This is a genomic window from Thermococcus sp. 101 C5, from assembly GCF_009372125.1.
Taxonomy (GTDB): domain Archaea; phylum Methanobacteriota_B; class Thermococci; order Thermococcales; family Thermococcaceae; genus Thermococcus_A; species Thermococcus_A bergensis.
In genome coordinates this window covers 1-20755 of record NZ_WHIZ01000034.1, presented here as the reverse complement: position 1 = coordinate 20755, position 20755 = coordinate 1, and the positions used below count along the sequence as shown (strand labels likewise).

Annotated in this window: 22 protein-coding genes, 1 tRNA gene and 1 pseudogene; 9 read left to right on the top strand and 15 right to left on the bottom strand. The window is 43.7% G+C overall.

Features of this window, described 5'->3' with window-relative positions; all coding sequences use genetic code 11:
• Positions 1–230: pseudogene (locus GBV73_RS06385) on the bottom strand (IS982 family transposase); the annotation flags it as partial.
• A gap of 43 nt (positions 231–273) precedes the next feature.
• Between GBV73_RS06385 and GBV73_RS06380 the strand changes: the two are divergent.
• Complete coding sequence (locus GBV73_RS06380; RefSeq protein WP_152880163.1) at positions 274–492, top strand: hypothetical protein; 219 nt, start codon at positions 274–276, stop codon at positions 490–492.
• A gap of 116 nt (positions 493–608) precedes the next feature.
• Here GBV73_RS06380 and GBV73_RS06375 read toward each other — a convergent pair whose 3' ends face one another.
• The 3 genes from GBV73_RS06375 to GBV73_RS06365 form a co-directional block, all read right to left on the bottom strand.
• The gene (locus GBV73_RS06375) at positions 609–2807 is read right to left on the bottom strand and encodes an elongation factor EF-2 (RefSeq protein WP_152880161.1); all 2199 of its coding nucleotides are present in this window, start codon (positions 2805–2807) and stop codon (positions 609–611) included.
• 72 nt (positions 2808–2879) lie between these two features.
• Positions 2880–3680: a polyprenyl diphosphate synthase gene (gene uppS / locus GBV73_RS06370; protein ID WP_152880159.1), complete on the bottom strand. Its 801-nt coding sequence runs from the start codon at positions 3678–3680 to the stop codon at positions 2880–2882.
• Between the two features lie 6 nt (positions 3681–3686).
• Entirely contained in the window at positions 3687–4211 is a 525-nt protein-coding gene (locus GBV73_RS06365) for a gamma carbonic anhydrase family protein (protein WP_152880172.1), read from the bottom strand.
• A 74-nt stretch (positions 4212–4285) separates the two neighbouring features.
• Between GBV73_RS06365 and hjc the strand changes: the two genes are divergently transcribed.
• The 6 genes from hjc (at position 4286) to cyaB (ending at position 8935) form a co-directional block, all read left to right on the top strand.
• Positions 4286–4690, top strand: coding sequence for a Holliday junction resolvase Hjc (gene hjc / locus GBV73_RS06360; protein ID WP_152880157.1), 405 nt, complete (start codon positions 4286–4288; stop codon positions 4688–4690).
• Entirely contained in the window at positions 4683–6224 is a 1542-nt protein-coding gene (locus GBV73_RS06355) for a hypothetical protein (protein WP_371717044.1), read from the top strand. The genes hjc and GBV73_RS06355 overlap by 8 nt, the downstream gene beginning before the upstream one ends.
• A gap of 109 nt (positions 6225–6333) precedes the next feature.
• Positions 6334–7371: a lysyl aminopeptidase gene (locus GBV73_RS06350; protein WP_152880155.1), complete on the top strand. Its 1038-nt coding sequence runs from the start codon at positions 6334–6336 to the stop codon at positions 7369–7371.
• Between the two features lie 45 nt (positions 7372–7416).
• On the top strand, positions 7417–7836 hold the full coding sequence (locus GBV73_RS06345; protein ID WP_371717043.1) for a HepT-like ribonuclease domain-containing protein: 420 nt from the start codon (positions 7417–7419) through the stop codon (positions 7834–7836).
• A complete protein-coding gene (locus GBV73_RS06340) occupies positions 7833–8387 on the top strand; it encodes an archaemetzincin family Zn-dependent metalloprotease (RefSeq protein ID WP_371717042.1) in 555 nt (184 codons plus the stop codon). Before GBV73_RS06345 ends, GBV73_RS06340 begins: the two co-directional genes overlap by 4 nt.
• Positions 8384–8935 carry a class IV adenylate cyclase gene (gene cyaB / locus GBV73_RS06335; protein ID WP_152880151.1) on the top strand — a complete coding sequence of 184 codons (552 nt, stop codon included), beginning with the start codon at positions 8384–8386 and terminating at the stop codon, positions 8933–8935. The genes GBV73_RS06340 and cyaB overlap by 4 nt, the downstream gene beginning before the upstream one ends.
• Here cyaB and GBV73_RS06330 read toward each other — a convergent pair.
• Together GBV73_RS06330 and GBV73_RS06325 are read right to left on the bottom strand one after the other, a co-directional pair.
• Entirely contained in the window at positions 8913–9752 is an 840-nt protein-coding gene (locus tag GBV73_RS06330; RefSeq protein ID WP_152880149.1) for an ATP-binding cassette domain-containing protein, read from the bottom strand. The two genes, cyaB and GBV73_RS06330, sit on opposite strands and share 23 nt — an antisense overlap.
• Before the next feature lie 3 nt (positions 9753–9755).
• Positions 9756–11240 carry a TrkH family potassium uptake protein gene (locus GBV73_RS06325; RefSeq protein ID WP_152880147.1) on the bottom strand — a complete coding sequence of 495 codons (1485 nt, stop codon included), beginning with the start codon at positions 11238–11240 and terminating at the stop codon, positions 9756–9758.
• A gap of 102 nt (positions 11241–11342) precedes the next feature.
• Here GBV73_RS06325 and map point away from each other — a divergent pair, with 102 nt between their 5' ends.
• A complete protein-coding gene (gene map, locus GBV73_RS06320) occupies positions 11343–12233 on the top strand; it encodes a type II methionyl aminopeptidase (RefSeq protein ID WP_152880165.1) in 891 nt (296 codons plus the stop codon).
• A 126-nt stretch (positions 12234–12359) separates the two neighbouring features.
• On the opposite strand, the gene GBV73_RS06315 is transcribed toward map, so the two are convergent.
• The 9 genes from GBV73_RS06315 to GBV73_RS06275 all read right to left on the bottom strand — a co-directional run bounded on the left by GBV73_RS06315 (position 12360) and on the right by GBV73_RS06275 (position 20152).
• Positions 12360–12446, bottom strand: a tRNA-Ser gene (locus GBV73_RS06315).
• 122 nt (positions 12447–12568) lie between these two features.
• Entirely contained in the window at positions 12569–13231 is a 663-nt protein-coding gene (locus GBV73_RS06310) for a fumarylacetoacetate hydrolase family protein (RefSeq protein ID WP_042702188.1), read from the bottom strand.
• 31 nt (positions 13232–13262) lie between these two features.
• Positions 13263–14150, bottom strand: coding sequence for a 4-hydroxy-tetrahydrodipicolinate synthase (gene dapA / locus GBV73_RS06305; protein ID WP_152880143.1), 888 nt, complete (start codon positions 14148–14150; stop codon positions 13263–13265).
• A gap of 5 nt (positions 14151–14155) precedes the next feature.
• Entirely contained in the window at positions 14156–15124 is a 969-nt protein-coding gene (locus GBV73_RS06300) for a sugar kinase (RefSeq protein WP_042701080.1), read from the bottom strand.
• Between the two features lie 5 nt (positions 15125–15129).
• Positions 15130–16134 carry a C-terminal binding protein gene (locus GBV73_RS06295; RefSeq protein ID WP_152880141.1) on the bottom strand — a complete coding sequence of 335 codons (1005 nt, stop codon included), beginning with the start codon at positions 16132–16134 and terminating at the stop codon, positions 15130–15132.
• 30 nt (positions 16135–16164) lie between these two features.
• Positions 16165–17208, bottom strand: a complete 1044-nt coding sequence (locus GBV73_RS06290) for an Ldh family oxidoreductase (protein ID WP_042701083.1) — start codon at positions 17206–17208, stop codon at positions 16165–16167.
• On the bottom strand, positions 17209–18507 hold the full coding sequence (locus GBV73_RS06285) for a TRAP transporter large permease (RefSeq protein ID WP_152880139.1): 1299 nt from the start codon (positions 18505–18507) through the stop codon (positions 17209–17211).
• Positions 18500–19006: a TRAP transporter small permease gene (locus GBV73_RS06280; RefSeq protein WP_152880137.1), complete on the bottom strand. Its 507-nt coding sequence runs from the start codon at positions 19004–19006 to the stop codon at positions 18500–18502. Before GBV73_RS06280 ends, GBV73_RS06285 begins: the two co-directional genes overlap by 8 nt.
• Before the next feature lie 63 nt (positions 19007–19069).
• Positions 19070–20152, bottom strand: coding sequence for a TRAP transporter substrate-binding protein (locus GBV73_RS06275; protein WP_152880134.1), 1083 nt, complete (start codon positions 20150–20152; stop codon positions 19070–19072).
• A gap of 289 nt (positions 20153–20441) precedes the next feature.
• On the opposite strand from GBV73_RS06275, the gene GBV73_RS06270 reads away from it, so the two are divergent.
• Positions 20442–20755: hypothetical protein (locus GBV73_RS06270; protein WP_152880132.1), on the top strand; the 314-nt coding region annotated here is incomplete at its 3' end.

The following is a 20755-nucleotide window of genomic DNA, read 5'->3' as shown; positions in this document are numbered from 1 at the left end:
GTTAGTTTGTTGTACCTGATTTTGGGGAACAGCTTCATTTCTTCGATTAGGACTCTGTAAGCGTGCTTGTAAACTCCGTTAAAGTGCAAGTGTGCTAGTATTGCGAAGGTTATTAGGTCGTAGAGGCTGATTATTTCCCTGTGAGTGTTTTTCGGGTAGTGTTTGCTGATTATCGGGTAGATTTCGGATTTTATGATCAGGATTTCCCTCTGAAAACTCAATACAACCACCAATCAACCAAAAAACTTAAGTACTTATAACCCTAACGATCTAATGGGAACTAGGGTAGGAGGTTGTTTTATGTATAGACCCGTTGGGAATGATGGAGATAGAGTTAATAAAAGAAAAAGTAGATACAAAACGATTCCTCTACATCCAGACACATACCTCCTTCTAAAGAGGGAAAAGGAAAAACTTCAGAAAAATTTTGGACGAGAACTCAGTTGGGATGAACTAATATTTCTTCTCTTCGAGAGCTCAAAAAGATGCTAGTCCACGACGAATAACCCAGCATACCTTCGTTTTTTCTTAATTTTAGAGAATCCTTTCCACGGGTTAGATTAGGTTACAGTTAAGAAAACAAGAACAAATTTAAAAAGGAAAGGACTTCACTGCTGTGGGCAGACGTCCTTCTCTGTCGGTGGGTTTGGATCAAGGCCTTTTCTTTGTCTTATCTGCCTTATGATGTTTATAGCAAGTTCGTTTGGAACTCTCTTGAAGCCAGCGTGCTCTGTGCTCCACAGTGCTCTACCGCTTGTTGCACCTCTAATTGCTCCAGCGAATCCGAACATCTCAGCAACTGGAGCCTCTGCAATGATTATCATTACTTCACCTTCTTGCCTCATGTCAACAAGCTGTCCTCTTCTCTGGTTAAGCTCTCTGCTGACTGCACCCATGTATTCGTATGGAACGTTAATGATGACCTTCTGGTATGGCTCATAGAGCACTGGGTTAGCCTTCATCATTGCACAGTGTATAGCGGTTCTAATTGCTGGGTAGATCTGGGCCGGACCTCTGTGGACGTTGTCCTCGTGAATCTTTGCATCCACGAGTCTAACTATAACCTTCATTACTGGCTCTTTTGCGAGCGGTCCCTCGTCCATAGCCTGGTGGAAACCATCTACGAGGAGATCCATGACTTCGTTGAGGTACTGGATACCCTTGGTGTTGTCGAAGAACATGTTTCCGTTGTAGACATCGACGATGCCCTTGGCAACTTCGTAGTCCATACCGAGCTCAGCAAGCTTCTTTGCAACAGCCTTTGGATCCTTTGGTCTTCCTTCCGGTATTTCGCCTTCTCTAATTGCTTGGTAGATCTCATCTGGCATTGGCTCAACAACAATGTAGAACCTGTTGTGCTTGTTTGGTGACTTGCCCTCGACTATGGGGCTGGCCTTGCTTATGCTCTCGCGGTAGACCACTATGGGCTCCGACACATCAACGTCGATTCCCCAGTCCTCCTTGAGCTTGTAGAGCTTGACCTCAAGGTGGAGCTCACCCATACCACTTAGGAGGTGCTGGCCAGTCTCCTCGTCGATTTTAACGTGAAGTGTTGGATCTTCCTTGGCGAGCTGTCTGAGAGCTTCGATAAGCCTTGGTAAGTCTTTAATGTTCTTTGCTTCAATAGCCACTGTAACGACGGGCTCACTTGTGTAGTGAAGTGCCTCGAATGGCTCGATTTGCTCCTCGCTAACTGTTTCACCAGCCATTGCATCTCTCAAACCTGTCACAGCAACTATGTTACCTGCTGGGACTGCCTCCATGTTGATTCTCTCTGGCCCCATATAGATACCAACTTGCTGGATTCTTGCTTTCCTCTTTGCGGTGACGAGGTAAACCTCTTGACCCGTCTTTACGGTACCGCTCCATACTCTACCGGTTGCAACTTCACCGGCGTGCTTGTCAATAATGATCTTTGTAACAACCATGGCCATCTTTCCATTTGGATCACAGTTAAGCATCGCCTGACCAATCTCGCTCTCGATGTCTCCTCTCCAAAGGTGCGGAATTCTGTACTTCTGGGCTTGTAGTGGATTTGGAAGGTGTCTGACTACCATGTCCAAAACAACCACGTGAAGCGGAGCCTTCTTTCTAAGGGTCTTAAGGTCACCAGCGTTTGTTAAGTCAATAATGTCCTTGAATGAGACACCGGTACTCTTCATGTAGGGGACGCTGAGTGCCCAGTTGTAGTAAGCTGAACCAAAAGCAACGCTACCATCCTCAACTTTAACAAGCCACTTGTCCTTAAACTCTGGAGGAGCGTACCTCCTGATCAAGCGGTTTACGTCGGTAATTACTTTAACGAACCTCTCCTGCATCTGCTGTGGTGTAAGCTTGAGCTCCTTAATGAGTCTGTCAACCTTGTTTATGAAAAGAACTGGCTTAACGTACTCCCTCAAAGCCTGCCTGAGAACAGTCTCCGTCTGGGGCATTACGCCCTCGACGGCATCCACAACGATTATTGCTCCATCTATGGCTCTCATTGCTCTTGTAACGTCACCACCGAAGTCAACGTGACCTGGAGTGTCAATGAGGTTGATTAGGTACTTCTGCCCCTCATACTCGTGAATCATTGAAACGTTAGCGGCGTTAATTGTAATACCTCTTGCCTGCTCCTGCTCATCAAAATCAAGCACGAGCTGCTTTCCTGCAAGCTCTTCGCTAATCATTCCCGCTCCAGCCAACAGGTTGTCACTCAATGTAGTCTTACCGTGGTCAATGTGAGCGGCAATACCCATATTTCTAATTCTCTCTGGTTGAGTCATCAATTGCTTGATTTCCTTAATCATCTCTTCCCTTTTTCCCATATCGCACCACCTAAAACATTGATCGTCAGTTCATCATTCACTTCAAAAGTCCAGTTATAAATCTTTCCATAACTATTTCCCGAACCTTCTGTGGCGTTTTTGATATTCTCTTATTATCCTCAAAAAGTCAATCTTCCTGAATTCGGGAAAATACACGTCAACAAAGAAAAGCTCGCTATAAGCAATCTGATAAAGAAGGAAATTGCTTATCCTTATCTCTCTCCCAGTCCTTATAACTATGTCAGGGTCAGACATATTGGGCACGTAAAGGTACCTTTTTAAGAGCTCCTCGTTTATTTCCTCTTTGCTCAGCTTTCCAGCTTGAACGTCTTCAACAATTCTCTTTATGGCATCTACAATCTCGCTCCTCCCACCATATGCAACGGCAATGTTTAGAATGTAGTTGTTGTATTTTCTCGTCGCTTTCTCAGCCTCCTCCGCCGCTTCCCTCACGTTCCTTGGCAACAGCTCTTTCCTGCCTAAGACATTGACCCTTATTCCATACTTGTGGACTCTTTCATCATGTACAAGTTCTTTGAACTTCTTTTCAAAGAGATTCATGAGCATTTCCACTTCTTCTTTGCTCCTCTTGAAGTTCTCGGTTGAGAAAGCGTAAACAGTCAGCGTCCTTATGCCCAGTTCCCTACACCATTCAAGGATTTCTTCCAGTTTTCTGGAGCCGAAGAGGTGGCCATACCACGGAGGTTTGTCCAAAAGCCTTGCCCACCTTCTGTTACCATCCATTATGATTGCCACGTGCTTGGGTATCTTTTCGGGCTGAGATTTAACCTTTTCAAAGAGATAGGACTCATACAGGTCATAAGCGGGTTTAAATAAAATATGAGGAATTTTGGATACAATCCTGTAGAGCATCTTCCTTCACTCAATCTTCTTTCTCTTTGCCATGTGCATTTCGGCAAGCTCAATATAAATCTCAGCATTCTTCTTTGTCATCTCTATTTCCTCTTCACTGAGCTGCCTCACAACTTTGCCCGGAACACCTACGACAAGGCTGTAGTCCGGGATCTCCTTCCCTGGAGGTATTAAAGCTCCAGCACCTATTATGACGTGGTTTCCAATCTTTGCACCATCCAACACCACAGCACCCATTCCGACGATAACGTAATTTCCAATCTTTGCCCCGTGAACAACTGCGTTGTGCCCTATTGTAACGTACTCCCCTATTATTGTGGGCATTCCATGGGAGGTGTGGATGCTAACATTGTCCTGAATGTTCGAACCCCTTCCAACGTATATCTGTTCTATGTCTCCCCTCAGAACTGCTGAAGGCCAAACGCTCGTTTTCTCCTCCAAAACGACGTCTCCAATTATGTAAGCGTTCTCATCCACAAAAGCCGTTTCGTGAATTTTAGGTTTCTTTCCATTTAGCTCGTAAATCACCATGACCATCACCGCTAATGGCTGGGTGAAACAACTTATAAACTTTAACGCCATAAAAGATATGTGGGGGAACGCTAATGAGATACAGAAAAGGTGCCAGTGCCGAGAGAGAGCTCATAAAGATGCTTGAAAAAGAAGGATTTGCCGTTGTTAGGTCAGCAGGAAGCAAAAAAGTCGATATTGTTGCGGGAAATGGTAAGCTTTACCTCTGCATTGAGGTTAAAACCACGAGGAGCGATAAAATCTATTTAAGCGAGGAAGAGGTTGAGAAGGTAAAAAGCTTTGCCAACAGATTTGGAGGAAAGGGAATAGTTGCTATCAAATTCATAAACAATGGCTGGTATTTTTTTGATGCTGGAGAGCTAAAAAAGAGCGGGAAAAATTATGGCATAACACTACAAATGGCAAAGCATGAAGCCAACACCTTTGACGAAGTAATTGGTAAGCAAAAATCTTTATTTGAGGTGATTGAAGGTGGATAAAAGGGCCGTTGTCTTGATAACAATGCTTTTTTTGCTCTCTCTTTCAATAGTGAGCGCTCAGCCTTCCCTATTACTTGAGGTTGCTCAAAAGAGCTTCAAAGCTAAGCCTGGCGAAACAATCTTAGTTCCGGTTGTATTGAGTAACGTTGGCAACGAAACTGCAGAGAATGTGACCCTTTACGTCTCCGGGCCAGCGGTAGAGGGATTTCTCTATGGCTCGGAGTTCATAAAAAAGGTAGAACCCGGAGAAAAAATAGAGAAAACTCTACCAATATATATCGAAAATCCCAAAGCGGGAGTTTATGAGCTTAAAGTGGTTGCAAGGGTAGGAAAGATGCTTACTGAGGTTCCGATTTCATTAAGAGTTCTTACAAAAGTGAGCTATTCGATTGACATTGATGTAGAAGACAGATACCTTTTTGGAGAAGATGTCACCATAACGCTGAAGGTTTCTTCCTCCTCTAACGGGGTAATTTTCGGAGATGTTTCTTACGAAATCTACAGAGAAAACGTTTCAATTGCCGAGAAGTCCGTCCACAACATCTTTCTTTACCCAGAGTACCCGAAAAACAAATGGGAGTACGTGATATTCCTTCCCAAGCCCGGTGTGGGAAAATATACAATCCTTGTGAGAACCAACTTTGGGGGCCTTTCAAAAACGATTACAAAAAGCTTCGAAGTTTATCAAAGGAACCTGAGATACGAAACAAAATTCGAAAAGGGCATAATATACGTGAGGGTCTTAGATGAGGAAGGAAACGGAGTAGGAGGAATACCGGTAATAATAGAAGGCACCGAGCTGAAAACAGACTCATATGGAATGGCCTTTATCGAGGCAAAAGAGCCCGGAACTTATCACATAACTCTCAACCTCGATGGAAAAATAGTTGAAACATTTGTGGAGGTCAAAAAGCTCTTTATCACATATGAGCAGAGAAATGAAACACTTTTAGTCCATGTTAGAGATTCGGCAGGAAAAGGGATAGCAAGCGTCACCATAGAGGCCATAGGTCCACTTGGGAAAACCTACAGCGTGACAGATGAAAACGGGACAGCGTTGATAAACTTAAACGAAACCGGCTTCGGCAGCATCTCTTTAAAAGCCGAAAGCGACAGATATCTTGGGGCAGAAGCAATAATAGCCGTCAAAGAGCCCCAAAAACCAGAGACCCAAACTCCAACCCAAACTACGTCTACCCCAATAAACCAAACAACACCGATTCCTCCGGCAAAGCCAAAAGACTACGGAAACTTGCCCATAATCTTGGTTCTCTCTGCAGTACTCTTCGGGAGTACCTCTTATCTAGCACTTTTCAGACCGCTTAAATTCGAAGAACAGCTGGATAGATACTATTTTGTCAAGGTGAGGGCTCCAAGGATGAGAGAGCTCCAAAACTTCAGGTATGAAAAAGCCATAAACGCCGTGGAAGCAAGGGCAACAAAGGGAAGGGTAACAATAGAAGACGGCAAGGTAATATGGGAAATAGACAAGCTTGAACCCGGGGAAGAGGCGTTTTTGCAGGTCATTCTTTGAACTTTTACTTTTTCTTCCGAATGCTCCTCCTTAGGGCAAGATGGCAGATTCGGAAAATTTTTAAGGGTCAAAGTTTCATTAAGATAAGCATCTAAACGGAGGGGATAGAATGGTTAACTGGGAGCTTATGCAGAAGGTTATCGAGGCTCCGGGAGTTTCTGGATACGAGTTCATGGGAATCAGAGATGTTGTAATCGAAGCCCTTGAAGGTTACGTCGATGAGATCAAAGTGGACAAGCTTGGAAACGTCATAGCCCACAAGAAGGGCGACGGGCCAAGGGTAATGATAGCCGCCCACATGGACAAGATTGGTCTTATGGTCAACCACATAGATGAGAAAGGCTACCTGCACGTTGTCCCGGTTGGAGGAGTTGACCCAAGAACCCTTGTGGCACAAAGGGTTAGAATCTTCGGGGAAAATGGAGAGATCTATGGTGTCGTTGGACATATCCCACCCCACCTAACCAAGCCCGAAGAGAGAAACAAGGCGGCAGATTGGGATACAATAGTCATCGACATCGGAGCAGACTCCAAAGAAGAAGCGGAGAAAATGGGTGTAAAAGTAGGGACGATAATAGAATTCGCCCCGGCTTTTACAAGGCTTAATGAAAACCGCTTTGCCAGCCCGTATTTAGACGATAGAATATGCCTCTATGCCATGATAGAGGCGGCAAGAGCTTTAGAAGAGCACCAAGCAGATATATACTTCGTGGCAAGCGTCCAAGAAGAGGTTGGACTGAGAGGAGCGAGGGTGGCAAGCTATGCAATTGACCCAGAGATTGGAATAGCAATGGACGTTACCTTTGCCAAACAGCCCGGGGACAAAGGCAAAATAGTCCCAGAGCTCGGAAAAGGCCCAGTAATGGACGTTGGACCCAACATAAATCCAAAGATAAGGGCATTTGCTGATGAGGTTGCCAAGAAATATGAGATACCTCTCCAAGTGGAGCCAAGCCCAAGACCAACCGGAACAGACGCAAACATCATGCAGATAAACCGCGAAGGAGTAGCGACAGCAGTCCTTTCGATTCCAATAAAATACATGCACTCACAGGTAGAGCTTACCGACGCGAGGGACGTTGATAATACAATAAAGCTTGCAAAACACCTGCTGGAAGAACTCAGGCCAATGGACTTAACTCCATGAAAAACCTTATCTTTTCTTATTCCCTAATTATTCTTGGTGTTATGTGTGAAGAAAGGGGAAATCGAATATAAAGCAGAGCTAATTGAAAAGAGCATTCATACCATAAAGAGCTCGCTCCCAAAAACTCAGGAAAGATTTTCAAATATGGGCCTTGCCAAAGATGGGATATACAAGCAGCTTGAATTTGCAATCCAGAACCTCCTCGATGCTCTCAATGAAGTCGCCTCCAGCTTAGAGCTCGGAGCCGTAAGCTATCAAGGAATAGTTGAGAAGCTGCATGAAGAAAATATTATTGACGATGAGCTAAAGGAGAAGCTCGATTTCTTAGTCCAGCTGAGAGAAGTGTTGATTTACAACTACGACATCCTTAACGATGAGATAGCCTTTAGAAACATGGAAGAGTACCTTCAGTTCCTTGAAGAGGGTTTGAAATTCCTCAGGTCTTTTCTGGAGGGTGAAGAGTGAAGATAGGAATCCTCCCATTGGTAGTAAAAAAGGTTGAGGAAGACGTTCTAAAGGAAGTTGCCGACTATATCAGAGAATTCTACTCAAAATTCGGATTTGAGGTGGAAGTTTTACCCCCTCTAACTGCAGGTGACCTTTTCTTCTCATACAACCCACTTAGAGGCCAGTACCTTGGAAGGTTCTTCCTTGTGAAGGTTGCAGAGCATAGGAGCGGCTTTTCAGCAGTTTTAGGGATCACAGATGCCGACCTCTATGAGGAGGACATGAACTTTATTTTTGGGCTTGCCAGTCCTCACTTAAAGGCCGCCATAATATCACTGACAAGGCTGAGGCCGGAATTGTATAACGAAAAAGACGGAGAAGTTTTAAAAGAAAGGGCTATAAAGGAGGCAATGCACGAGCTTGGGCATGTCTTTGGGCTCGGCCATTGCGAAAACTCCCGCTGTGTAATGCACTTTTCGAATTCGATAATCGACACTGATTATAAAGGAAAAGACTACTGCGAAAGATGCTTGAATAAGCTAAAAAGAAACCTGGAGGGAATAGAATGATCGAGATTGAGCTCAAAGGATATGCAGATGATAAAGTATTCGAAAGGGTTAGGGAGACCTTTGAGTTTATGAGAAAGGAAATACACGAGGACATCTATTTCAATCACCCGTGCAGAGATTTTGCAGAGACGGATGAAGCACTAAGGATAAGGATAAAACGCTTCAACGGCCATTACGAGGCGTTTCTCACGTACAAAGGACCAAAACTTGACGAGCTTTCAAAAACCCGGAAGGAAATAGAGGTCAGAGTTGACGATGTTGACACATATCTTGAACTTTTAAGGCTTCTCGGCTTTAAAGAAGTCCTCACGGTGGAAAAAATCAGAGAAAAATACTATGTGGAAAAAGGGGTTACTATAACGTTGGACATAGTTGAGGGACTCGGAAAGTTCGTCGAGATAGAGAAACTCGCAAAGGACGAAAAAGAGGTAGAAAGGGAAGTTCCGAGGCTCATGGAAATCTTAAAGTCTCTCGGGGTTAAAAAGTTCGAGAGAAAGTCTTACCTTGAGTTATTGCTGGAAAAGCTCAGCTCTTCAGCAGGGCATTGAGAGCTTCTATAAGTTCTTCATCACTTAGGGCAGCTTTTTGGAGGAGTCCTTTCCTTTTTAATTCCGCCCCTATTTTCACGCTGACCGGTATTTTAATGCCGAGCTTTCTTAAGTAATCAGCCTCCTCAAAAACCTCTCTCGGTTTTCCTTCCATCACAACCTCTCCCCTGTCGAGGACTATTATCCTGTCCGCGAAATCAAATAGATACTCAGTGTTGTGCTCAACCAGAACTATTGTAATGCCCTGTTCCTTGTTTAGAAGAGTTATCAGGCTTAAAACCTGCTCCCTGCCAATGGGGTCCAGTTGAGATGTGGGCTCATCGAGCACCAAGACCTCGGGCTTAACCGCTAAGACGCTCGCTATCACAAGCCTCTGCTTCTGTCCCCCGCTTAGATTCGGGGGAAATTCCTTTTCAAGCCCCTCAAGCCCCGTAATTTTCAACGCCCAGTGAATTCTCCGCTTTATCTCTTCCGCATCCAGACCAAGATTTTCAAGGGCAAAGGCCACTTCTTCCTCAACGGTCATGTTGAAGAGCTGGGAGTCGGGATTCTGAAGAACAAGTCCCACAATCTTCGAAAGTTCTGCCACACTGGCCTCTCTAGTGTTGTAGCCCTTAACAAAGACATTGCCCTCAAAGTCACCTCTTATCGAATGGGGGATTATACCATTGAAAGTTAAGCAGAGAGTAGATTTTCCGCTCCCGCTCGCCCCTAAAACACCCAAAAATTCCCCCTTCTTAACCCTAAAGCTGATGTCCCTGAGGGAATACTCCTTCGCTCCAGCGTATTTAAAGCTCAGCTCTTCCACTCTTATCATTTGCTACTCCCTCTCCACGATTCTCGGCACCATTAGGAGGACACCAAATATGAACACGAGGGTTGAGAATATTTCCAACCTTCCTATCCACATGTGAAGGATAAGGAGAATCTTAACGTCCAGCGGCAGTCCTGGAGATGTTATTCCCACGCTTAGACCAACGTTTCCTTGAGCAGAGGAAACTTCAAAGAAAGCATCTGCCAAGCCAGTTCCAAGCCTAAACATGATCCATACAGTCCCAATTAGCAAGAGAGCAATGTAAGTCATCGTAAAGCCCAAGACCTCCTGTAAATCTTCTTCCGTAAAGGTATAATCGCCAATTTTTCTTTTTATGACCGCGCCCTTGGGAAGGATGGCCTGTTGAATAGTCCACTTTAATGTCTGAAACGTCAGGGTTACACGGATAAGCTTTATACCTCCAGCCGTACTTCCAGCACCACCCCCAACTACCATCAGAAAGCCTATGAGGAGCTTTGCCAGTTCTGGATACTGGGATAAATCCGAGATGGAAAAACCGGTACACGTTATTGCAGACACTGCATGGAACACGGCTTCCCTAAAAGATTCTCCAAGTGAAAACCCATTGTAAATCATAAGCCCATATCCAATGAGCGCTATAACAGGTGCTAAAAAGAAGAACATGTACTTAACCTGAATATCCCTAAAGAAGGGCACAAGGGATCTCTCCTTAAACATCTTATAGTGGACGGTAAAGTTTGTTGCGCCCATTATCATAAGGAAAATTGTAACCGCCTCTATGCTGAGGCTGTTGAAAAACCCTATGCTCAAGTCATACGAGCTCATACCACCGGTTCCAAGGCCGGTCATTGAGTGTATCACAGCATCGAAAAGCTCCATACCGTTTATATAGTACAGGTAAACGCCCACAACTGTTAGAACAGCATATATCTGAAAGATTATCTTTGAAGTATTTGCCAAGTTTGGGAGAATTCTCTCGCTTCTCGCTTCTGCTTTGTAAAGTCTCGCCGCGGCAACTCCAGGACGGATTAAAACTGTTAAAGCAACCAATACTATACCAATTCCACCGAGCCACTGCATCCAAGCCCTCCAGAAGAGGATTATACGGGGGTAGCTTTCGAGATTGCGCATCATGGTCAGCCCTGTTCCAGTCCAAGCAGACATACTCTCAAAATAAGAGTCAACAAAACTCATACCCGCTATCCTCATAAACGGAACCACACTTACAAAGGATGCAAAGAGCCATACAAAAGCTGCCGAAACCATAGCCTGCCTCAAATTTACATCTTCTATGTGTTCAGAATGTCTGCCAAGCCATGCGCCAAGGAGGATACATGCCAAACCGGGAAAAACAAAGTAGTAGATATACCCCATCTCTTCCGTGTAAATCCACGTAATTAAGACTGGGATTAGGTAAGCAACACCTATACCTTGAAGAAGTGCCCCTATAAGGGTTCTTATGACAAAGATATCATCGGCGATGTTGATGTACTTCCGAAGCTCTAGCATTGGGTCACCACATTTTTTAAGGAGAATAGGGCGTTAAAAAATTTTCGAGAAATCAGACAACTTTTTTAAAAACAAAACAGAGATTGAACTTAGGTGGTAGAAATGGACGACAAAGTTGAAAAGCTCATCAAAGCAGGAGAAATCGCGAAAAAGATTAAAGAAGAAGTTCTAAAGCTAATAAAACCCGGAGCATCACTTTATGAGATAGCCGAGTTTGTTGAAAACCGAACAATAGAGCTTGGAGGAAAACCTGCTTTTCCGTGCAACCTCTCAATAAACGAGATTGCTGCCCACTACACTCCATATATTGGGGATAAGACTGTTCTCCATGAGGGAGATTACCTAAAAGTTGATTTGGGCGTTCACGTTGATGGTTATATAGCGGATACGGCTTTTACAGTGAGAGTGGGAATGGAAGATGACGAGCTAATCGAAGCCTCAAGAGAAGCGCTCGAAAACGCGATAAGCGTCGTTAGAGCGGGAGTAAAAATAAATGAAATCGGGAAAATCATAGAAGAAACGATAAGGAAACATGGGTTTAATCCAATAGTCAACCTCAGCGGGCATGTAATAGAGAGGTATAAGCTTCACACCGGCATTTCAATCCCAAACATTTACAGACCACACGATAACTATGAGCTCAAAGAAGGGGACGTTGTAGCGATAGAGCCCTTCGCAACCACAGGGGGTGGGCAGGTAATAGAAGTACCACCCACTCTTATATACATGTACGTTAGGGACAGACCTGTTAGATTACCACAGGCAAGAACCCTTTTGAACTATATCAAAAAGAACTTCTCCACCTTGCCATTTGCATATCGCTGGGTTCAAAACCTCATGCCAGAGGCACAGCTGAAACTGGCATTAATGCAACTTGAAAAAGCTGGAGCACTTTATGGTTATCCCATCCTGAAGGAGATAAGAGGAGGACTCGTTTCCCAGGCAGAACATACGGTAATAGTTGAAAAGGACGGAGCCCTTGTGATTACATAGCTCAGCTTCGCTTTGCTTTTTAAGTTTCTCTCTGTTAGAAGCCACCACGGTAAAATCGGTTAATAATGAGATTGACGGAAAAGAAGTAAAGCTGTGACTCTTTTTCCTTTTTATTTACTCGGCTATTGGCGCCGGGGCGGGGATTTGAACCCCGGCGGGCAAACGCCCAGTGGATCTCGAGTCCACCGCCTTCCCTGGCTAGGCTACCCCGGCGCTCGGTCTTTAGTAAAAGAGCTCAACTTATAAACCTTGCTGGTCAGACAAGTATTTTTGAAATCATTGACCTCAAACCAAAAAGCGAACAGAAAAAAAATAGAAAAATAAAATCTCGAAATTCATTTTTCAACATCAACTCTTTCCTTTAGAATCCCAATTCCTTCTATCCATCCCTCAACAACATCTCCGGGCTTTAACAAGTCAACACCTTCTGGAGTTCCCGTAGCAATGATGTCTCCTGGCTCGAGTGTCATAATTTTGGATACGTACTCAATTATCTCGTCTATCCTGAATATCATCCTGCTCGTCCTAGAAAGCTGTCTAACTTCCCCGTTAACCTTCAAGCCTATTTCTAAATCACTCGGATCGAGCTCGTCTTTTCCGACGATTCTTGGTCCCACGGGAGTAAATGTGTCAAATCCTTTAGCAACAGCCCACGGCAAGCCCTTCTTTATGGCTTCGGTGATGATGTCCCTCGCCGTGATATCCAGGAGCACCGTATAGCCGAGAATGTAATCAAAGGCTTCCTCCCTTGGGATGTTCTTTCCTCTCTTCCCTATGATCACACCAAGCTCCACTTCGTGGTGAACCTCTTTGCTCAGCTTTGGAATAATAATTGTCTCATCCGGGCCTATAAGTGATGAGGGTGGCTTTAGGAATATGATTGGCTTCTCAGGAGCGTTTTCCTTTGGCTCGTTTGGAGCCAAGTAGTTCTTGCCCAGTCCTATTATCTTGGTGGGCTTAACTTCATACACAGTATCTCCAAATGGAAGTCTAACCACCATTTTTATCACCTAAAAATTATGAAAAATGTCAGAGCAAGTTGAGTTCCTTAAGTCTTCTTTCGAGCTCTTTCAGCCCTTCTTCGTCCAAGGATTCGAGGGGGCTTCTGAGGTCGCCAAAGTCCATTCCTCTGAGCTTCAGTGCTCCCTTGACACCTGACATGTACGGGAAGCCTTTTTGAAGGGCTGATCTGATCTTCAGGACTCTGTCCTGAATCTCTTTTGCCTTTGCTAGGTTCCCTTTCTTGAACTCCTCATAAAGTTGCACTACTATTTCGGGGAATACGTTAGCAACTGCCGAAACTGCACCGTTTGCTCCAAGGGTTAGGTGGGTGTATATCAGTGCATCACTTCCGCTGAAGAATATAAAGTCAGGTCTCTTCTCCCTGACTGCTGAAATTGCGTCGTAGAACCAGATAACATCCTTTGAGCTGTCTTTTATACCGACTATGTTTGGAACTTCTGCCAACTTCAGCAGTGTGTTCACATCAATTTTTACCCCTGTTCTTGGAGGAATGTGATAGATTATGACCGGTATTTCAACGCTCTCAGCAACTTTCTTGTAGTGCTTTATGATACCATTTTGAGTAAGTGGGTAATAGTAGGGGGTTACGACATGGAGTGCATCTGCTCCAACTTTTTCCGCATATTTGCTGAGCTCTACCGTTTCTTTTGTGCTTGTACATCCTGTTCCCACTATTACCGGGATTTTACCATTTACATACTCCACCGTGGTTTTTATCACTCTTTTCTTCTCTTCAAATGTCAGCAAAGGTCCTTCTCCATTGGTTCCAAGTGCAAATAAGCCATGAATCCCTCCCTTGATTAGGAAGTCCAAGTAATCTGTGAGCTTCTCTTCATCAACTTCATCGTTTTTAAAAGGGGTTATTCCAGGGGGAAAGATTCCCTCAAACTTCATCTTAATCACCTCACAACGTCATGGTGCCTCTGTCTCATTATCGTCTCAATCTCCTCCCTCGTCATGAACATTACATCTCCGGGTATTGTGTGGGCATAAGCTGCCATTGCAACTCCTAAGTTGAGCGCCTTTTCGACGTCTCCCGTTCTCAGGTACTCGTACACAAAACCTGCATCGAAAGCGTCTCCAGCTCCTATCCTATCGACTACCTCCAGCTCATATGGCTCTGCTCTGTAGATTTTTCCATCCTTGAGCGCCATTGCTCCCTCTGAGCCTAAGGTAAGAACAACAACTTCAGGGTTGTATCTCTCACCTAGCTCCATTATCATTTCCTCATAGCTTCCTGAGACCTTTAGGACGTTCCTCGCGTCGTCCTTTGTAACAAGCAAGATATCAACTTTTCCTAATATTGGATCAAGAGCCCTGAATGCCTCCTCTGGTGACCAGAGCTTGGATCTGTAATTAACGTCAAAGGATACCTTTGTACCAAACTCTTTTGCCTTGCTGATTCCAACTTCTACCGCTTTCTTACAGTTCTCACTAAGTGCAACGGTAATTCCAGTGGTATGAAAAGCATCGTAGTCTTTGAGAATCTCCCAGTTCACTTCATACGGATCAATGTTGGCTATAGCTGAGTTCTTTCTGTCGTATATGACCTGAGTTGGTCTGGGCTTCTTTCCAAACTCGATGAAGTATAATCCCACACGATAATCATCCGTCCAGATTACATGGGAGACGTCCACACCGTGCTCTCTGATTTTATTTGCGACGAACCTTCCGAGAGGGTTGTTTGTCAGCTTACTTATCCATGTCGCTCTTCCGCCGAGCCTTGCAAATGCAATAGCAAAGTTTGATTCTGTTCCTCCAATCCCAATTGCAAGTTCTTTGGCTTGTTCGATTCTTTCAAAGTTCTTTGTGGAAAATCTAATCATTGTTTCTCCAAAAGCCACAACAGAGGGTGCTTTTTCACTCATTTGAGTCACCTCCTTTTTTTCTTTTTTATAACGTCGAGAACTTCAGGATTTACAAGATAGGTAGGAATCTTTCCGCTTAAGACCTCGGCAACTCCTCTTGCAGCTTTTGTCTGTAACTCCTTTTGGCTTTCTTCAGAGTACCAAGCAACATGTGGGGTAATTATTACGTTATCAAACTTAAGAAGCGGACTATCCTTCGGAATGGGTTCAGCCTCCGTTACATCTAAGCCAGCGTACATTACTTTTCCCTGTTCTAGAGCTTTTACAAGGGCTTTTTCGTCAATTATTGGACCTCTAGCGGTGTTTACGATAATCACGTTGTCCTTCATGAGCTCAAATTCTTTGTCGCTGAGCAGATGATAAGTTTCATCAGTCAGGGGAACATGAATTGATATGAAGTCTGAATTCTTTAGTAATTCCTCCAAGCTGCTAACAAGCTTTACACCGTATTTTTCAGTAAGTTCTGGGCTTATATAGGGGTCATATGTGATTATGTTGACACCAAATGGCTTCATTTTTTCAGCCACTCTTCTGGCTAATTTTCCAAACCCAATCAATCCAAGAGTCTTTCCTTGAATTCTGAAGAGGGGCTTACCTACCTTATAGTCCCATGTGCCTGATTTGACAGCCTTATCATACAGGGTCAGTTTTCTCACACTTGCTAACAACAATGCTACTGTATGGTCAGAGACTTCTTCTATACAATAGTCGGGAACATTTACCACAAATATTCCTTTTTCTGTTGCTGCTTTTACGTCAACATTGTCAACTCCAATTCCATACCTTGCTATAACCTTACACTTTTCCAGCCCCTCAATAACTTCCCTTGTTATCTTTGCATACTGAACAATTAATCCATCTGCATCTCTACATACCTCGATTATTTCTTTCGGCGAAGCATATCTTAACTGAGCTGGTACGAGCTCTGCCCCAACTTTCTCAAGCTCTCTCCTCTCGTTCTCCAACGACTCATACTCATAGTCAGTTACGACTACCTTGAATTTCGCCATGTAAAACCCTCCAAATAAAGTTAAAGAAACTCAAAGAGGCTTAGGAAGTTCGACACCGTATTCTTTAGAAAGCTCCTCAAAACTCTTCCAGACCTCTAGGTCAATTGGTATGCCGTTCTTTGATCTCTCCTCTGCTATTCTCTCCTCAATTTCCCCCGGCAACAGAACTTCTTTGAACCCTTTTGCTGGCTTTGTTGACTTGATGGTGTTAACAACTCTCTGAACGTCTTCAATGAACTCCTCATACTCTCTGAACAGCGTTGGATTTATCGCCATTACAAAGAATCCTCCCTGGGTTGATGCATGAAGGACAACGTCTTTGTCGAACGTTCCGCCAATAAGGGGCACTGTCATCAGCGTAACAAGGAGAGAGAATCCATATCCTTTGTGAGCACCGAACGGGAGTAGTATTCCTTCAAATGCCTTCTTTGGATCTGTTGTTGGGTTTCCATCTTTGTCCAAGGCAAGCCCTGGAGCGAGTTCCTCTCCTCTAATCATTGCAACTTTTATCTTAAAGTGAGCGGTTGCACTTGTTGCTATATCAAGGACTATTGGCTTGTTCTTTGTTGGGAAGCCATAGCTTAGTGGGTTTGTACCAAAGACTCTCTCGGCTCCTCCCCATGGGGCTACCAAGGCAGGTCCATTTGCAAAGGCAAAACCAACAAGCTTGTTTTCTGCGAGTCTCTTAGTGTAATACGCAAGCATTCCAACGTGACCCAAATTCTTAGCTCCCACCAAACCAACTCCGGAACTTTTTGCTTTTTCAATAGCCATATCCATAGCTTTTTTCGCTACTACTTGCCCCAAGCCATTTCCTCCATCAAGCAGTGCTGAGACGGGAGTTTCCTTCACTATTGATACATTAGACTTAGCGTTTACTAGACCTTTCTTAATGCCCTCTATGTAGTAGGGAACTCTTATGACTCCGTGGGAATCAACTCCCCTTAAACTTGCCTCAACCAAGTGCTCTGAAACTATCTTGGCTTCTTCTTCCGGAACGCCAGCTTTAACAAAGACATTTACACAAAAGTTGTATAGGTCGTCCTTTCTAACTCTTATAGCTTCAGACTCCATTTACTTCACCCCCCCAAGTGCGTGAACAGGGATTAGGACGATCTCCGGAATGTAAGTTATCACAAGCAGGATTATGAAGTACAACACATAGATTGGAATAAGCTCTTTTACTAAGTCTTCGAGCTTTACCTTTGAAAGTGCTGAACCGAGGAGCAACACTGTCCCGACTGGTGGTGTGAGAAGACCTACAGTCAAGTTTACTGACATGACAACACCGAAATGGATTGGGTCTATTCCATAGGCTTTAGCAACAGGGAACAACAATGGAGCCAAAAGGTAAATGTTCGGTGTGAGGTCTATTATCATACCCATTATGAATAAGAAGACGTTGACTATGAAAAGGAATACATACTTGTTTGTTGTAATGCTCTGGAATAGTTGTACAATGAATTGCGGTACTTGAAGGACTGTTAGCACCCATGTAAGAACCATTGCCATCCCACAAACCAACAAGACAACACCGGTGCTCTCAGCTGCCCCAACCAAGGCTTCTTTATATTCTTTCCACTCCATCTTGTATACTAACTTCGCAATTACTGCTGCATATACTGCCGCAATTGCTCCACCCTCAGTTGGAGTAAATACACCAAATCTTATTCCACCAACAATAATTATAGGGAGGAGTATTGCCCAAATGGTTTTTCTGAGAACTGGTAGAAATGCTGGGGGTCTTCCTGCAGCCGGATAGTTCCTCTTCTTGGATATGAAATAAACGTATCCCATCAAACTTAGACCCATCAATATTCCAGGGACTATACCTCCGATAAATAAGTCCACAATTGATATTTGAGCAACAATACCAAGTATAATCATTGGAATGCTTGGTGGAATTACTGGACCAATAAGAGCCGCTGAAGTTGCTATGGCTGTTCCGAACTTCTTTCCGTAACCTGCTTTCTCCATTGCTGGGATTGTAAGGGAACCAATGGCTGCTGCATCAGCAACTGCTGAACCGCTTAAACCAGCCATAAGTATGTTTGCAACTACTGTTGCGTGAGCTAATCCTCCTCTTATACTACCAACAAAGTATTTGGCAAATTCGATTATATCCTCTACAATTCCAGACCTACTCATGATTTCCCCGGCTAACATGAAAAATGGAATTGCTAACAGTGTGTAAATCTGCATTCCCGTTATTACTCTACGCGCCATGACAAATGAAAGGTCTAAGTTGGGGAGATACAAATCAATTAACACTACAGCGATTAATCCCAGCACAAACGCTATTGGAACACTCAAGAGAGTTGCTATTATAAGCAGTGCAAGAAACACTACTAAGATGGTTATCGCATCAGCCAATGTTCTCACCTCCCTTGCCGAGCATATGGGCAACGGTCTCGATGGTCTTAAAGGCTGAAATTATTATCATAAACACAGAACCCACTAAAAGCGAGCCATATACCCAATTGTAAGAAAGATTTACAGTTGAAAGTGTCTGGGTGCGCCCGGACTCCAAAAGACGCAGTGACCCTTTAACGAGAACAGCCAAGATTCCGAATATTATACCCCAGTCGAGTAGGCGAATAATATCCCTTATTTTTCCAGAGGTCTTTTCTACAACCATTGTAAACGCTGGATGAGATTCCTTGTCAAGAACTTTGGCAGCAGCTATAATTGAGAGCCACACAAGCATAACCGTGGCAAGTTCGTTTAGTTGAGGTATTGTTTTGTGGAATCCATATCTAAGTACTACCTGTATAAACGTTCCCAGAGTAATTGGAATTAGAAGAACAACCAATATCCAATCTATAATTCTATGTATCTTTTCTCTTATGAGATTTATTGCTGAGAGTGACATGTTATCACCTCCTAATGAGTAATAAAGGAAAAAGATAACCAATGAGGAAAATGAAAACCAATGTCAAGGCTCAATTTGCATTGCTATATCATAGTACTTCTTGGCTTCCGGATACTTCTGGAAGAACTCCTCGTGTACAGGCTTCACTCTTTCAGCAAAAGCCTCTCTATCGACGTCATAGATAACTTCGGTGTTTGGATCTTCTTCGAGTTTCTTGAGGATAATCTGCTCCTCATCCCTAAGTCTCTGGTTAATGTACTGAATTGTGGCATATACTGCATCTTGAATTATATCTTGTCCGGTTTCGTCACCAAATTTCATTTCGCCAAGTTTTTTCCATACTCCTCCGTTGATCCAGAATTCACCTGGGTTAACAACGTGGTTTGTAAGAGAAATGTACTTAAGGTACTTGTACCAGCCAGCATAGTAGATTTGGTATATTGGTTGCCCGCCACCATCAACGGTTCCCGTTTCGAGAGCGGAGATTACTTCTCCAACAGGCATTGCGACTGGTTCAAATCCCATAGCTTTCACTGTTTTTATAATCCATTCTGACTCCCAGACTCTGTACTTTATGCCCTTTGCATCTTCGGGCGTTCTAACTGGTCTCACGTTGTTTCCGGCAACTCTCCATCCTCTGATAAACGAGCCGAGATATTTGACGTCATATTTTGACTCGACAAACTCGTGGTACATGTCAAAAGCCGGTCCGTTCATGAACTTATATGCTTGGTCCAGGCTCTTCCAGACGTATCCCAACTCAACCCAATCAACTTGTGGTGCCCATCTGCTCCATAGGTTTCCAGAAACACACATTTCGATTGTACCTTCAATGACACCCTCAATGAATTCCCTCTCTCCACCAAGTTGGCTTGCTGGGTATATTTCAACTTTTATCTTTCCTCCAGATCTGTATTCTACTATTGGCTTGAAGACCTTTTCGAGAGCCTCGTTGACGGGATGATTAGGGGCATAGTAGTTTGCGATCTTGATAACAAGTTCTGGTTGGGTTGTGGATTCTTTAGTCTCCTGAGCACTTTGAGTTTGGGTTTGTGTTTGGCTTGAAGAGCTTCCAATGCACCCACTAGCAACGACTGCTAGCCCTACTAACAACAACAAAGCAAAGCCCAGCATTTTTTTCTTCATATTGCATCACCGCGGCACAAAGCCTAACATGCGTACATAGGTGTTCATTGTTTTAAAAGATTTTAATGATTTTAAGGTTTTCTTATAAGATTTTAAATAAACCAGATATCAAACTTTCAAATATTTTTATCAAAGATGACATAAAAGCCAGCAGACAAGTTTAACTTAGTCGCTAACCTTAAAAGGCTATCTAATGTTGCCCAAAATTTAGAAAAGTCCAACAAAAACCCTTCCTGTCTATAACTAGTTTTAAAATTTTAAAAGCAATTGTTAAATACCTTTCAAAAAAATGGGCGTGTTTATAGTAACCTTTATTAGGGTTTTTGCTGAATTCTTTCGGGTGGTTGTCGTGATCCCCAGATGGGATCACAGACTCAAAGACCCTGAAAGCGTGGCATTCGCAATTCTTGACGTTTTAGCAGACTTCGAATCAGAAGGAAAGCTGAAGAACCTGCCAAAATCCAAAAAATTTCCAGTAAAAACAATACTGGCAATACTCCTCTTTAAACAATACTACAACCTACCTCTCAGAGACGCCCAGCACTACGGCAGAAAATTCTTCGGAGCAAACATTCACTACTCAACCCTCCACAACTGGGAGAA

Excerpts from the sequence above, each read along its gene's own strand:
- GBV73_RS06380 (WP_152880163.1), top strand. The coding sequence starts at position 274 with ATGGGAACTAGGGTAGGAGGTTGTTTTATGTATAGACCCGTTGGGAAT.
- GBV73_RS06375 (WP_152880161.1), bottom strand. The coding sequence starts at position 2,807 with ATGGGAAAAAGGGAAGAGATGATTAAGGAAATCAAGCAATTGATGACT.
- uppS (WP_152880159.1), bottom strand. The coding sequence starts at position 3,680 with ATGCTCTACAGGATTGTATCCAAAATTCCTCATATTTTATTTAAACCC.
- GBV73_RS06365 (WP_152880172.1), bottom strand. The coding sequence starts at position 4,211 with ATGGTGATTTACGAGCTAAATGGAAAGAAACCTAAAATTCACGAAACG.
- hjc (WP_152880157.1), top strand. The coding sequence starts at position 4,286 with ATGAGATACAGAAAAGGTGCCAGTGCCGAGAGAGAGCTCATAAAGATG.
- GBV73_RS06350 (WP_152880155.1), top strand. The coding sequence starts at position 6,334 with ATGGTTAACTGGGAGCTTATGCAGAAGGTTATCGAGGCTCCGGGAGTT.
- cyaB (WP_152880151.1), top strand. The coding sequence starts at position 8,384 with ATGATCGAGATTGAGCTCAAAGGATATGCAGATGATAAAGTATTCGAA.
- GBV73_RS06330 (WP_152880149.1), bottom strand. The coding sequence starts at position 9,752 with ATGATAAGAGTGGAAGAGCTGAGCTTTAAATACGCTGGAGCGAAGGAG.
- GBV73_RS06325 (WP_152880147.1), bottom strand. The coding sequence starts at position 11,240 with ATGCTAGAGCTTCGGAAGTACATCAACATCGCCGATGATATCTTTGTC.
- map (WP_152880165.1), top strand. The coding sequence starts at position 11,343 with ATGGACGACAAAGTTGAAAAGCTCATCAAAGCAGGAGAAATCGCGAAA.
- dapA (WP_152880143.1), bottom strand. The coding sequence starts at position 14,150 with ATGAAGTTTGAGGGAATCTTTCCCCCTGGAATAACCCCTTTTAAAAAC.
- GBV73_RS06300 (WP_042701080.1), bottom strand. The coding sequence starts at position 15,124 with ATGAGTGAAAAAGCACCCTCTGTTGTGGCTTTTGGAGAAACAATGATT.
- GBV73_RS06295 (WP_152880141.1), bottom strand. The coding sequence starts at position 16,134 with ATGGCGAAATTCAAGGTAGTCGTAACTGACTATGAGTATGAGTCGTTG.
- GBV73_RS06290 (WP_042701083.1), bottom strand. The coding sequence starts at position 17,208 with ATGGAGTCTGAAGCTATAAGAGTTAGAAAGGACGACCTATACAACTTT.
- GBV73_RS06280 (WP_152880137.1), bottom strand. The coding sequence starts at position 19,006 with ATGTCACTCTCAGCAATAAATCTCATAAGAGAAAAGATACATAGAATT.
- GBV73_RS06275 (WP_152880134.1), bottom strand. The coding sequence starts at position 20,152 with ATGAAGAAAAAAATGCTGGGCTTTGCTTTGTTGTTGTTAGTAGGGCTA.